This is a genomic window from Microbispora triticiradicis (assembly GCF_005864065.1).
GTDB lineage: Bacteria > Actinomycetota > Actinomycetes > Streptosporangiales > Streptosporangiaceae > Microbispora > Microbispora triticiradicis.
Genome location: NZ_VANP01000001.1, coordinates 975212 through 987721, shown reverse-complemented (window position 1 = coordinate 987721; position 12510 = coordinate 975212). Strand labels below are relative to the sequence as shown.

Genomic DNA, 12510 nt, shown 5'->3' with positions numbered 1-12510 from the left:
TATTGACCCTTCCCCCGCCCTGAGAGATCAGATGCCGAGTCAGGGAACCATCGGTGACCGCGTCCGCGGACTGCGGTTGAGCAGGCGAATGTCGCAGGCCCAGTTGGCCGGACCCGACCTATCCGACAGTTATGTCTCACTCATCGAGTCCGGAAAGCGGACGCCAACGCCGGTCGTCGCCCGGCTGCTCGCCGAGCGTCTCGGTTGCACCACCGAGTTCCTGCTTCACGGGATAGAGCCTCGGCAGCGCATCGACACCGAGCTCGGCCTCCGGCACGCCGAGCTGGAGCTGTACCACGGCGACCCCGCCGTGGCCGCCGACCGCTTCGGCGAGATCGCCAAGGCGGCGGGCGAGGACAACGCGATGCTGGCCGCGCACGCGCGGCTCGGCGTGGCGCGGGCCCTGGAGGCCCAGGGCCGCGTCGGCCGGGCCGTCGAGGCGTACGAGCGGCTACGCCGTGAGGCCACCGCGCATCCCGAGCGCCTCGCCGACCTCCCGCTGACCGTCGCGCTGTGCCGCTGCTACCAGCGGGCCGGCGACCGGTTGCGCGCCCGCGACCTCGGCGCCCACGCGCTCGGCCAGGTCGACCGGCTCGGCGTGATCGAGGGCGACCTCGCCGTCGAGCTCGCGCTGGCGCTGGTGGAGGCCGAGACCGGCCTGCCGTACGTCGAGCGGGTGCTGGACAGCGCGGGCCTGCCGCAGGCCGCCGACCGCAGCGGAGAGATCCTCGCGTTGTGGCAGGCGAGCGTGACGGCGGGTGAAGGCGAGGACTCGGCGCTGGCCGTGCAGCTCGCCGAGGACGCCCTCGCGGCCGGCCGCCCGGCCCGGATCGCCCTCCGGTGCGCCCGCATCGCGATGCACTGGGCCCGGATCACAGCGGCGGATCCCGAAGGTGCGGATTTGGATCGAGCCAACAAGCTGGCGGCGTCCGCCGTGGGGGTTTTCGCCCGATTCCCGGCCGAGCGACGGGAGCACGCGAGGGGCCTCGTGGTGCTGAGTTCGGTACGGCTGCGGACAGGAGACACGGAATCCGCACTCGAACTCGCCGACGAGGCACTGGTTCGGCTGGGCGACGCCCGGGGGACCACGGCGGCCACCGCGAACATGGTGCTCGCCGAGATCGCTTTGGCACGGTCCGAAGACCCGGCGCCCGCGCTCACCCGGGCCCATGACCTGCTGGGCGGCGAGACGCCGGACCGGGACACCGCCCGGGCCTGGCGGACGCTCGGCGACCTGTGGGGCCAGGCCGGTGCTCTCAACCAGCAGACGGAGGCATATCGTAGAGCCCTGGAAGCCGTGGGGATCCGCGTGAACATACCGGGCTCCACCACCGCGGCGGCGCTCGCTCGGTAGCCTCCCTGGAGCTCCGGATTTGTTCCGGAAGCTCTGGAATAATTAGGGTCGACCACTCATTCCATCATCGGATGATTGGCTACCCAAAGGAGGCTGACTGTGAGCCTGCGGACGGCGCAGCGGGCGTCTCTCGTGGACCAGGTGATCGACCAGCTCAAGGAGCAGATCACCTCCGGCTCCTGGCAGATGCATGCCAAGATTCCCACCGAGACCGTGCTCGCCGAGCATCTCGGAGTCGGCCGGAACACCGTCCGCGAAGCGGTGCGGGCACTGACGCACGCCGGGCTGCTGGAGTGCCGCCAGGGCGACGGCACGTACGTGCGGGCCACAAGTGAGCTCTCGGGCGCGATGGCCCGGCGGCTGCGGGCGGCCGAGCAGCTGGAGATCCTTGAGGTGCGTCGCGCCCTGGAGGTCGAGGCGGCCCGGCTCGCCGCGACGCGGCGCACCGACCAGGACATCGCGTCCATCGAGGCCGCGCTGGCCGCGCGGGAGAAGGCGTGGGCGGACGGCGACGCGGAGGCGTTCGTCGAGTCCGACCTCGCCTTCCACGTCGCGGTCGTCGAAGCCACGCACAACACGGTGCTGATCGACCTGTACGTCGACTTCTCGGCGGCGCTCCGGGCGAGCATCGCCGCTGCCGGCGGCTCGCTGGAGCAGAACTACATCCCCCACGACGCCATCGTCCGCGCGATCGTCGCCGGTGACGCCACCGCGGCGGAGCGGGCGGGTCACGCGTGCATGGAGCACATCCTCATCGCCCTCACCGAGTCGGCGACGCTGACCTCCTGAGCCGCCCCCGGCTCCCAGAACCGGGACCGGGAGCTCAGCCGAGCCGCAGGGACATCACCAGGTAGCGGTAGCCGGGGTCGTCGCCCTCGTCCGTGACCAGGGCGGGCCGGGTCGGCGAGTCCAGGTGGACGCGCGCCCGCTCGGTCCCGACGCCCGCGAGACCGTCGAGCAGGAAGTGGGGCTGGAAGGCGATCTGGATGTCCGGACCTTCCAGCTCGGCCTCGACGACCTCCGCGCCCCTGCCGATGTCGCCGCCGCCGGCCTGGATCAGCACCTGTCCCGGGGAGAACGACAGCCGGACCGCGGTGTTGCGCTCGGCGACCAGCGTCACCCGCTTGACGGCCTCCACGAACGGCCCCACCGGGACGTCGGCGTGGATCGGCCACTGCTCGGTCAGCCGGGCCCGGTAGTCGATGAACTGCTCGTCGAGCAGCCGGACGGTGGTGGTGCGGCCCTGGCTCTCGAATCCGGCCACGTTGTCGCCGAGCCCGACCGCCACCTCGCCCCCGCGCAGCGAGCGCGCCACCTCGACCAGCACCCGCGCCGGCACGACCACACCGTGCCGCTCCTCCTGCCGCTCCGGGTGCCACAGGAACTCGCTCGCCGCGATGCGGTAGCGGTCGGTGGCGGCCAGGGAGACGCGAACGTCCTCGATGTCCATCCGGATGCCCGTGAGCATGGGCAGCGTGTCGTCGCGGCTCGCGGCGGGCGCGACCTGGTTGACGGCGGTGGCGAAGACGCCCCCGCCCACGGCGCCGACCCTCGGCGGCATCGGCGGCATCGCGGGGAAGTCCTCGTCCGGCATGGTCAGGAGGCCGAACTCGGCGCTGCCGCAGGTGAGCACGGCCTCCGAGCCGCTGGTGGCGATCTCGACGGGGCGCGCCGGAAGGCTGCGGGTGACCTCCGCCAGGACCTTCCCCGGGATCAGCACCCGCCCCGGCTCCGCCACCTCGGCCTCGACGTCGGCCCGCGCCGACACGTCGTAGTCGAAGGCGGACACCCGCAGGTCGTCCCCCGCCTCCAGCAGCAGCCCCGCGAGGACGGGCACCGCGGGCCTGGCCGGGAGCACCCGGGCCGCCCACGCCACCGCTTCGGCGAGAACGTCGCGGTTCACCTGGAATTTCATCCCGACCTCCTGCCTGTGCCACCTGCCTGTGCCACGACTCGATTCCCCAAGGTAGCGCCCCGCACCGACATTCCAGGGGCCGGTTGCGCGGCTCAGCTGGGCCTGCTGCCGAGGAAGGCCAGCACCGCGAGCACCCGGCGGTTGTCGTCGTCGGAGGGCGCCAGGCCGAGCTTGGCGAAGATGTTCGCGGTGTGCTTGCCCACCGCGCTGTCGCTGAGGAACAGCCGCTGCCCGATGGCGGCGTTCGACCTGCCCTCCGCCATCAGTTCCAGCACCTCCCGCTCCCGGGGGGTGAGCCGGCCGAGCGGCTCGTTGCGCGAGTTGCTGGCCAGGAGCCTCGCGATGACCTCGGGGTCCATCGCCGTGCCGCCCGCCGCGACGCGGCGTACGGCGTCGACGAACTGCTCGCCGTTGAACACCCGGTCCTTCAGCAGGTAGCCGACCCCGCCCGAGCCGTCGGCCAGCAGCTCCCTGGCGTACAGCTGCTCGACGTGCTGGGACAGCACGAGCACCGGCAGCCCCGGCACCCGCCGCCGCGCGGCGAGCGCGGCCTGCAGCCCCTCGTCGGTGAACGTCGGCGGCAGCCGTACGTCGACCACGGCCACGTCCGGACGCTCGCCGACCAGCGCGGCGAGCAGCTCCGGGCCGGACTCGACCGCGGCGACGACCTCGAAGCCGTGCGCGCGCAGCAGGTGGACCAGGCCCTCCCGCAGCAGGTGCAGATCCTCCGCCAGGACTACCCGCACCCGCTCTCCTTCTCCCGCATGGCCCGTGCCGTCGTGGTCAGCGCGACGGTCAGCAGGCCGCCGCCGAGCAGCATCATGCCGACGATGACCGGCCACTGGAAGGGCTCGGGCATGTACAGCCCCACGAACCAGGACCTCACCGGCGAACCGGCCAGTTTGAGCACCATCGCCACCAGCCCCTGCGGGAACAGCGCGATCGGCCACAGCGCCCAGCAGACGCCGCCGAGCATGCGCCACGGGGACCGGGGCGCCACCCGCAGCGGGAAGGCCCGCGGCAGCTCGACGACCGCCGTGGTCGGGCCGCCCGCCGGGCTGCTCAGCGCGAACACGCCGTCGAACGCCCCGAGCCTGCGCTCGATGCCGCGCAGGCCGGTGCCACGCCCGGGGTCCGCGCCGCCGCGGCCGTCGTCGGTCACCGTGACCCGCAGCGCGGGACCCCGCGTGCTCACGTCCACCCACGCCTCGGTCGCGTCGCCGTGCCGGGCGGCGTTGGCCAGCAGCTCGCTGACCGCGAAGTACGCCGCGGACTCCAGCGGCGCGGACGCGCGCTCCGGCACGTCGACGGTCACATGGACGCGCAGCGGGCTGTCCAGGGCCAGCGCGCGTACGGCGTCGCCGAGGCCGCGTTCGGCGAGCACGGGGGGATGGATGCCCCGCACCAGCCGCCGGATGTCCTGCAGCGCGGCCGCCGAGGCGTCCCGCGCCTTGTCCAGCAGCGCCCGGGCGGCCCGCGGGTCGGTCTCCAGCAGCTGCTCGGCCGCGCCGATCGTCATCCCGATCGCGACGAGACGGGCCTGGGCGCCGTCGTGCAGGTCACGTTCGATCCGCCGCAGCTCGGCGGCCTGCGAGTCGACGACCTCGGTGCGCGCCGCGTCCAGGTGGCTGACCCGCCGGGCCAGCCGCGTCTTCTCCGTGGGCCCGAGAAGCACGGCGGCGACGCCGCCGTGGACGCGCAGGGCCCACGGCGCGTACCAGTACGCGACGCCCGCCGCGAGCAGGATCCACACCACACCCAGGGGGTCGCCCCCGGCCAGCCGCAGCACGCCGTACGCGGCCGTGAGCAGCGGCGCGGCGGCCACGAGTCCGCAGGTCACCGGCGCGGCGAGCAGATAGGCGAGATCGCGCCAGGTCGCCGGGTCCTTGATCATCCAGTTCCACCGCTTGTTGAAGGCGGGGATCGTGGGCTTCTTGTACAGGGTGCGGCCGTCGCGGTACCAGCCGTCCGCCTGCGGCACCGGCGGGGACGGCACCGGCAGGTAGGGGTCGTCCACCGGCACGCCCGACCAGCGCCCGGACAGATCGCGCGCCAGCCCGGTCACAGCCCGCGTGAGCCGTACGGCCGGGGGCAGGGCGAAGACCAGGCCGAGCAGGAAGGTGAGGAGCGCCGCCGTCAGCATCACCAGGGCGGCGGCCAGGCCCAGCAGGGCGAGGCCGGCGAGGGCTGCGCCTCTGCCGAGTGCGACGAGGGTGCGGCGAGCTGCGGTCATGCGTCCAGTCTGCGAGTTCCGGGCGGTTCCGCACAGTGGCCCCGGGCCCCCGGCGGGGGTGGGGAAAAGTGCACCCCCGCCGGGTCCGCAGCCGCATTCCGGGCGGCCCGCCCGATTCCTAGCGTCGTCGGCATGGCAATCATCACCGTGGACCACCTCCGCAAGACGTACGGGGCACGCGTGGCGGTCGAGGACGTGTCGTTCTCCGTGGAGGAGGGCGAGGTCTTCGGCATCGTCGGCCGCAACGGGGCCGGCAAGACGACGACGGTCGAGTGCGTCGCCGGGCTGCGCACCCCCACGGCGGGCACGATCGATCTGGACGTCGGCCCGGACGGCGGCGCAGGCGCGGACCTGAAGGAACAGGTCGGCGTGCAGCTCCAGGAGTGCTCGCTGCCCGACAAGATCCGGGTCGGGGAGGCGCTGTCGCTCTACGCGTCGTTCTACCGCCGTCCCGCCGACTGGCGGGCGCTGGCCGCCGACGCCGGGCTCGACCTCCGCGCGTCGTTCGCCACCCTCTCCGGCGGGCAGCGCCAGCGGCTGTCGGTCGCGCTCGCGCTGGTGGGCAGCCCGCGCGTCGCGATCCTCGACGAGCTCACCACCGGCCTCGATCCGCAGGCCCGGCGGGAGACCTGGGAACTGGTCACCCGGATCAGGGACCGGGGCGTGACGGTCCTGCTCGTCACCCACTTCATGGAGGAGGTGGAGCGGCTGTGCGACCGCGTCGCGGTCATCTCGCGCGGCCGGGTGCGCGCGGTCGACACGCCCGCCGGGCTCGTCGCCCGCGCCGGCGGCGAGCAGCGCCTGGTCTTCCGTACGGAGAGGCCGCTGACAGCTGAGCAGGTCACGGGCCTGCGTGCGCTGCCCGAGGTGACGTCGGCCACTGTGGAGGGCGGGGATGACGCTGGGGAGGTCACCATCGCCGGCACCGGCGACCTGCTGAGCGCGGTGACGGCGGTGCTGCCCGCGTCCCTGATGCGTGGCCTCCGCATGGAGCGGACCACCCTCGACGACGCGTTCCTCGCCCTCACCGACCCCTCGTACGGACCCTCTCACGCGCCCTCCCAGGAGGAGTCATGACCACCGCCCGTACACGGGTTCTCGTCCGGATCGCGGCCGTGGAGGCCCGGCTCTTCCTCCGTGAGCCCGCCGCCGTGTTCTTCGCGGTCGTGCTGCCGGTCGCGCTGCTGCTGACCCTCGGCGCCACGATTCCCGGCTTCCGCGACGCGGACCCGTCCCTGGGCGGGCAGCGCTTCGTGGACGCGCCCTTCACCTCGATGATGGTGCTGCTGTCGGTCGTGACGCTCGGGCTCAGTGCGCTGCCGGCGGTCCTGGTGACCTACCGCGAGCGCGGCGTGCTGCGGCGGCTGTCCACGACGCCGGTACGGCCCGGGGCCCTGCTGTCCGCGCAACTGCTGATCAATGTGGGCGTGGCCGTGGTCGCGACGGCGCTGACGCTGGGGCTGGGGCACCTGTTCCTCGGGGTGCCGCCGCCCCGCTCGCCCTGGGCGTTCGCCGGGGTTTTCGTCCTCGGCTCGACCGCCATGCTCGCCATCGGGCTCCTCCTCGCCGCCGTGGCGCCGAACTCCAAGGTCGTCCAGGGCGCGGGGGCCGCGCTCATGTTCCCGCTGCTGTTCCTGGCCGGGATGTGGCTGCCCAGGCCGCTCATGCCGGAGCTGCTGCGCCGGATCAGCGACTTCACGCCCACCGGGGCCTTCGGGCAGGCGCTCACCGACGCGCTGGGCGGCGGTGGTCCCCAGGCCGTCCACCTCGCCGTACTGGCGGGCTGGGCGCTGGCCGCCGGGCTCGCCGCGGCCCGGCTGTTCCGCTGGCAGTGAGACCGGTGCGGTGAGAGCCGTGCGGTGAAAGGCGGCCCGCTCCGTGCCCGTCGCGGGGGCGGGGGCACGGAACGGGCCGCGACCGGTCACGTGGGCCCGGTGGTTACCCAGGGGGTAATCGCCGGGCCGCGCGGACGGGGATAGCGTCGGGGCGTGACCGTCGCCCAGATCCACCAGCGGCCGTTCGGTGAGCTCCTGCGCCAGTGGCGCGAGCACCGGCGGCTCAGCCAGCTCGACCTCTCCAACCGCGCCGAGATCTCCACTCGGCACATCAGCTTCCTGGAGACCGGCCGCTCCACGCCGAGCCGCGACATGGTGCTCCACCTCTCCGAACACCTGGATCTCCCGCTGCGCGAGCGCAACCACCTGCTGCTGGCCGCCGGGTACGCCCCGGTCTACGCCGCGTCGCCGCTCGGCTCGCCGGGGATGGCGGCGGTGTGCGAGGCGATCCGGCGGCTGTTGTCGGCCCACGACCCCTATCCGGCCGTGGTGGTGGACCGGGCCTGGGACCTCGTCGACGCCAACGAGGGGATCGCGCTGCTCGCCGAGGGCGTCGATTCCGACCTGATGGGCAACGTGCTGCGGGCGAGCCTGCATCCGGAGGGTCTCGCGCCGCACATCCTGAACCTCGGCGAGTGGCGGGCGCACCTGCTCGGACGGCTGCGGCGGCAGATCACGCACACCGCCGACCCCCGGCTCACCGAGCTGTACGCCGAACTGCGCGACTACCCCTGCGACCAGCCCGAGCCCGAGGTGGAGCTGCCCGGGCCGGGAGACATCCTGGTGCCGCTCCGGGTGCGGCGGGCCGGGCGGGAGCTGTCGTTCTTCAGCATCGTGGCCACCTTCGGCACGCCGCTCGACATCACGGTCTCCGAGCTGGCCATCGAGTCGTTCTATCCGGCGGACGCCGCGACCGCCGCCTTCCTGCGCGACACGTCTTCGTGATCGTCCGGAGATCATCCGGCGTCCGGCGTTCTGTCACACTTCGTGCATCGACACGTGCCTTGGCCGTGCCTGAGCAGAAGGAGGCGGGAATGCCCACACGAGTACTGGTCAACACGTTCCACGTGGACGCCGCTCCGGAGAAGGTCTTCGCGCATCTCACGACGCCCGAGAGTTACGTCGGCCTGTCACCGCTCGTGGTCGCCGTACGCGACGTCGACCGGTCCGAGCCGGGGGTGGTGCGGTACACCTCCGTCGAGCGGTTCCGCTTCCTCGGTCTCAGGTACGACAACCCCATCGCCGTGACACTCCTCACCGAGGGCCTGTCCGTACGCGGACAGGTGCGCAGCCCCGGCGGAGTCCGGCTCGGCTACCGGTTCGATCTGTCCCCCGAGGGGCCCGGAACCCGGGTGGCCGACCGGCTCGACGTGAGCGCGGCCTGGTTCCTGCTGGGCTTCGCGGCGGGCCAGGCACGGAAGGTGCAGCTGGCCCGGGCCGGTATCCTCGCCCGACGGCTGTCGGAGGGTTCCGCCCGGATGTCCTGACGGAAGCGGTTTCACGGCGTACGGTGCGGTCGCGGGCGGCGCTCGCGAGCGGCGGCCCGCCGGCGGCGGCTCGCGGGATGTGCACGCGGGCGGCGGCTTCCGGGGCGGCGCCTCGTGATCATGTCCGCCGCGCTCTCACGTGAGAAGCTGTAGCCCCCATCCATGGCCGGAGGTATCACATGCTCGTGCTGGCGCACGTCAGCGACATCCACATCGACGGAAGCGAGCGGAACACCTCGCGCGCCGCACGCGCGCTCACCTACGCGAGGTCGCTGCGGCCCGACGCGATCGTGCTCACCGGTGACCTGGCGGACCACGGCGCGATGGAGGAGTACGAGATCGTCCGTGAGCTCGTCTCCGGTGACGACGTGCCGCTCGTGCTGTGCCCAGGCAACCACGACACGCGCGCCCACCTCCGCAAGGTCCTGCTGGAGCAGGACGGCGACCACCCGGTGAACCAGGCGCTCAACCTCGACCACGCGACGATCGCGCTGTGCGACTCCAGCGTTCCCGGGCGGCCCGAGGGTGAGCTCAGCGACGACACGCTGGCCTGGCTCGACTCGGTGCTCGCCGCGACCCCCGGGGTTCCGGCCTTCGTCGGCATGCACCACCCGCCGGTCGCGCTCGGCATCCCGTACGTGGACGGCATCCGGCTGGAGCGGCCGGAGGGGCTGGCGGAGGTCCTCGGCCGTCACCCGCACGCCATCGCGGTGCTGGCCGGGCACGCGCACACCGCGGCGGCCACGACGTTCGCCGGGCTGCCGCTGCTGGTCGCGCCGGGAGTGGTGAGCACGGGGCTGCTGCCGTCCGAGACCTCCGCGCACCCGCCGGTCGACCACGACCTGCCTCCGGCCGTCGCCCTGCACGTACTCGACGACGGCCGGGTCACCACCCACTTCCGGCCCGTCCCGTAGGCCGCGGCGCCACTCGGCCGTACGGCCCGCGCCGGATCCTCCCGCGCGGGCCGTACGGGCGACGACGGCCTCAGGCGTCGGGGATCCACGAGCCGTGGAACCCGGCGGGCACCCGCCGCGGCAGCCGTACCGACGCGACCTGGGACAGGTCCGACGCGTCGAGCACGAGCAGCTCGGCGCCGTCGTCGGTGCCGGCGATCGACAGCAGCCAGCCCGCGTCCTCGTCACCGGAGCCGCCCGTGCCGCCCGCGCCGTCTGTGGCGGCGGGCACGAACACGGCCTCACCGGGCGTGCGGTCTCCCGTCTCGTGGGCCACGCTCGTGCCGGCGCCCGTGTCGTACTTCACGATCGCGTCCTTGGTGACCGCGTAGAGGTAGCGGCTGCGCAGGCCGGTCAGCGTCTCGTTGACCGTGGGGAACTCGACGTCCCGATCGTCGAGGGCCTCGTCTTTCGACACGCCGGTCGCGGGGTCGAGCACCCAGCGGTGCAGCGCCGCGCCGCCGGTGTGCGCGGCGGGGCTGGCCGTGCCGCCGATGGTCGGCCAGAAGGCCTGGAACGCCCCCGGTGCGTAACGCACGGCGTCGACGACGATCCGCCCCTGCTCGTCCTCGCTCGCGTTCCCCACATGGAAGACGTAGCAGGGGTCGATCTCGAACCACCGGACCTGCCCCGTGCGCCGGCTCATCACGCCGAGCCGGGCGCCGTACAGGTCGTCCCACCGGTACGGCATGCTCCGGCCCACCAGGTTCACGTCGAAGACGACCGGCAGGTCGAGCCAGACGACGTGGTTCGCGGTGATCGCGAAGTCGTGCGCCATCGTGGGTCCGGGCACCTCGACCTCACGGGTCTCCACCAGCTCACCGGCGGCGGACAGGCGGTGGTAGGTGAGGTAGGGCGGCGCCCAGCCGTACCCGAAGAAGTGCAGCTCCCCGGTGACCGGGTCCTCCTTGGGGTGCGCGGTCATCGCGGTGGCGAGCCGGCCGCCGAAGTCGCAGGGGCCGACCGTGTCGAGCTCCGGCGTCATCTCGTACGGCAGGCCGTTCTCGACCAGCGCGAAGATCTTGTCGGCGTGCGAGACGACGTGGGTGTTCGCGGGGACGGCGGCCAGGTCGACGCCCTTGTCGCCGAGGTAGGGCGCGCCGTCGAGGCGGGTGGTGCGCACCCACCGGTTGCGGTACCACTCGGCACGCCCCTCGCGTAACCGGATGCCGTGGATCATCCCGTGGCCGACGAACCAGTGGCCGGGCTCTTCGCCGGGGCGGGGGTTGGGCCCGTTGCGGAAGTAGCGGCCGGTCAGCTCGGGCGGCAGCGTGCCCTCCACGGGCAGGTCGAGCGCGTCGATCTCGTCGGGTACGGGGGCGAGGCGGCCGGAGAGGTAGGAAGCGGTCATGTCTCGTGGCTCCTTTCAGAACGGCTTTCCAGACGGCTTTCAGGCGGCTTCAGGCGGCGTTGTAACGGGCGCGGACGATCCGGGGGTAGCGGACCGTGAACAGGGCGGGCAGTGCGAGACCACAGACCTTCACGGTGACGAGGGCGGCGGTGGCCTGCGGCTCGAAGGCGAGCAGCAGGGCGAGCGCGACGGCGGTGAGCGTGAACGCGGCGGCCCAGACGGTGGTGATGACGGCGTTGACCTGGTAAAAGATCTCGGTCGCGTGCACCTCGGGGGCCGTGGAACGGCGGGCCATGCCCAGCGTGAACGGCCTGCGGACCGCCAGCGACCCCCAGGCGGTGAGCGCCAGCCAGCCGACCGACACGGCCGGTCCGTACTCGCCGAGCGGCGCCGGGGTGACCGTGAAGGCGACGAGCGCGAGGGCCGCGAAGAAGACGCCCGAGCTGAGCTCCAGGACGATCTCGTCCCAGCCGCGCCCCGCGCGGCGGTCGACGGCCAGCAGAACGATCGCCACGAGGAGACCGGCCCCGGCTCCGTACCTCGCCTCGCCGTTGGTGCTGAGCACGGAGAAGACAATCCAGGGGAGGAAGGTGAGGACGTAACGGAGCACGGCGGGTTCCTTCGGATGACGTTCCAGTTGTGACATGTCAAAAGTAGAAGCTCCAGAGATGACATGTCAACACAGGAATGTAGGATCTGGCGCATGAGTCTTCGTCACGCACTGCTGGGGCTCCTGTCGGCCGGCCCGGCCAGCGGGTACGACCTGCTGAAGACGTTCGAGATATCGCTGGCCAACGTCTGGCCGGCCACCCAGAGCCAGCTCTACTCGGAGCTGACGCGCCTGGATCGCGAGGGTCTGATCGAGGTCGCCGCCGAGGGCCCGCGCGGACGCAAGGAGTATCGGATCACCGGAGAGGGCCTCGCCGAGCTGCGCCACTGGCTGGTGGAGGAGCCGCCCACGCAGAGCCGGCGCAGCGACATGCTGCTGCGGGTGTTCTTCCTCGACACGGTCACGCCGGACCAGGCCCACGGCTACCTGGAGAGGCTCGCCGTACAGGCCCGCAAGGAGCACGCCGCGCTCCGCGGCGTGCGCGAACAGATCATCGGCCAGGGCGAGGACGCGCTGCGGCTGTACGGAGACCTCGCGTTGGAGTGGGGTCTGCGCCTGACCGCCGCCCAGCGTGACTGGGCCGAGTGGGCGGCCGCCCGGATCGCGGCCCTGCCCCACCAGAGCACCGTGCCCACCGAGACGCTCACCGAGACGCTCACCGCGCCCGCCGAGACCGCCGAAGCCATCGAGCCCGCCGCGGCCGAGTGAGGCTCCCGGCCCCGGCGCGGCCTCCCGACGGACGGCCGCCCGGGGCCGCGGCCCACCCGGTCAG

General features: G+C 73.0%; 13 protein-coding genes. 8 read left to right on the top strand and 5 right to left on the bottom strand.

The annotated features are described in order from the left end of the window. Window positions 1–76 precede the first annotated feature (76 nt). Both FED44_RS04625 and FED44_RS04620 read left to right on the top strand, forming a co-directional pair. Window positions 77–1354 carry a helix-turn-helix domain-containing protein gene (locus tag FED44_RS04625; protein ID WP_244301700.1) on the top strand — a complete coding sequence of 426 codons (1278 nt, stop codon included), beginning with the start codon at window positions 77–79 and terminating at the stop codon, window positions 1352–1354. Window positions 1355–1453: 99 nt separating this feature from the next. Then, complete coding sequence (locus FED44_RS04620) at window positions 1454–2143, top strand: FadR/GntR family transcriptional regulator (protein ID WP_117408393.1); 690 nt, start codon at window positions 1454–1456, stop codon at window positions 2141–2143. Between the two features lie 34 nt (window positions 2144–2177). Here FED44_RS04620 and dnaN read toward each other — a convergent pair whose 3' ends face one another. The 3 genes from dnaN to FED44_RS04605 form a co-directional block, all read right to left on the bottom strand. Next, on the bottom strand, window positions 2178–3269 hold the full coding sequence (gene dnaN / locus FED44_RS04615; protein WP_117408394.1) for a DNA polymerase III subunit beta: 1092 nt from the start codon (window positions 3267–3269) through the stop codon (window positions 2178–2180). Window positions 3270–3361: 92 nt separating this feature from the next. Beyond that, complete coding sequence (locus FED44_RS04610; RefSeq protein WP_117408395.1) at window positions 3362–4015, bottom strand: response regulator transcription factor; 654 nt, start codon at window positions 4013–4015, stop codon at window positions 3362–3364. Further along, window positions 4006–5502, bottom strand: coding sequence for a sensor histidine kinase (locus FED44_RS04605; RefSeq protein WP_138459835.1), 1497 nt, complete (start codon window positions 5500–5502; stop codon window positions 4006–4008). The genes FED44_RS04610 and FED44_RS04605 overlap by 10 nt, the downstream gene beginning before the upstream one ends. A 132-nt stretch (window positions 5503–5634) precedes the next feature. Here FED44_RS04605 and FED44_RS04600 point away from each other — a divergent pair, with 132 nt between their 5' ends. From FED44_RS04600 to FED44_RS04580, 5 genes are all read left to right on the top strand, one after another. Next, window positions 5635–6579 carry an ABC transporter ATP-binding protein gene (locus tag FED44_RS04600; RefSeq protein WP_117408397.1) on the top strand — a complete coding sequence of 315 codons (945 nt, stop codon included), beginning with the start codon at window positions 5635–5637 and terminating at the stop codon, window positions 6577–6579. Then, complete coding sequence (locus FED44_RS04595) at window positions 6576–7337, top strand: ABC transporter permease (protein WP_117408398.1); 762 nt, start codon at window positions 6576–6578, stop codon at window positions 7335–7337. The genes FED44_RS04600 and FED44_RS04595 overlap by 4 nt, the downstream gene beginning before the upstream one ends. 153 nt (window positions 7338–7490) lie before the next feature. Further along, complete coding sequence (locus FED44_RS04590; RefSeq protein WP_138459834.1) at window positions 7491–8282, top strand: helix-turn-helix domain-containing protein; 792 nt, start codon at window positions 7491–7493, stop codon at window positions 8280–8282. Between the two features lie 89 nt (window positions 8283–8371). Beyond that, a complete protein-coding gene (locus FED44_RS04585) occupies window positions 8372–8824 on the top strand; it encodes an SRPBCC family protein (RefSeq protein ID WP_138459833.1) in 453 nt (150 codons plus the stop codon). Window positions 8825–9003: 179 nt separating this feature from the next. Next, on the top strand, window positions 9004–9738 hold the full coding sequence (locus tag FED44_RS04580; protein ID WP_138459832.1) for a metallophosphoesterase: 735 nt from the start codon (window positions 9004–9006) through the stop codon (window positions 9736–9738). 70 nt (window positions 9739–9808) lie between these two features. On the opposite strand, the gene FED44_RS04575 is transcribed toward FED44_RS04580, so the two are convergent. Further along, a complete protein-coding gene (locus tag FED44_RS04575; protein ID WP_117408402.1) occupies window positions 9809–11128 on the bottom strand; it encodes a carotenoid oxygenase family protein in 1320 nt (439 codons plus the stop codon). Window positions 11129–11177: 49 nt separating this feature from the next. Then, a complete protein-coding gene (locus FED44_RS04570) occupies window positions 11178–11774 on the bottom strand; it encodes a hypothetical protein (protein ID WP_117408403.1) in 597 nt (198 codons plus the stop codon). A 57-nt stretch (window positions 11775–11831) separates the two neighbouring features. Between FED44_RS04570 and FED44_RS04565 the strand changes: the two genes are divergently transcribed. Further along, on the top strand, window positions 11832–12446 hold the full coding sequence (locus FED44_RS04565) for a PadR family transcriptional regulator (protein WP_138459831.1): 615 nt from the start codon (window positions 11832–11834) through the stop codon (window positions 12444–12446). Window positions 12447–12510: the final 64 nt, after the last annotated feature.

What these genes read in the sequence shown, in the direction of transcription:
- FED44_RS04600 (WP_117408397.1), top strand. Translation starts at nt 5,635, where the DNA reads ATGGCAATCATCACCGTGGACCACCTCCGCAAGACGTACGGGGCACGC.
- dnaN (WP_117408394.1), bottom strand. Translation starts at nt 3,269, where the DNA reads ATGAAATTCCAGGTGAACCGCGACGTTCTCGCCGAAGCGGTGGCGTGG.
- FED44_RS04565 (WP_138459831.1), top strand. Translation starts at nt 11,832, where the DNA reads ATGAGTCTTCGTCACGCACTGCTGGGGCTCCTGTCGGCCGGCCCGGCC.
- FED44_RS04585 (WP_138459833.1), top strand. Translation starts at nt 8,372, where the DNA reads ATGCCCACACGAGTACTGGTCAACACGTTCCACGTGGACGCCGCTCCG.
- FED44_RS04575 (WP_117408402.1), bottom strand. Translation starts at nt 11,128, where the DNA reads ATGACCGCTTCCTACCTCTCCGGCCGCCTCGCCCCCGTACCCGACGAG.
- FED44_RS04570 (WP_117408403.1), bottom strand. Translation starts at nt 11,774, where the DNA reads ATGTCACAACTGGAACGTCATCCGAAGGAACCCGCCGTGCTCCGTTAC.
- FED44_RS04595 (WP_117408398.1), top strand. Translation starts at nt 6,576, where the DNA reads ATGACCACCGCCCGTACACGGGTTCTCGTCCGGATCGCGGCCGTGGAG.
- FED44_RS04580 (WP_138459832.1), top strand. Translation starts at nt 9,004, where the DNA reads ATGCTCGTGCTGGCGCACGTCAGCGACATCCACATCGACGGAAGCGAG.
- FED44_RS04605 (WP_138459835.1), bottom strand. Translation starts at nt 5,502, where the DNA reads ATGACCGCAGCTCGCCGCACCCTCGTCGCACTCGGCAGAGGCGCAGCC.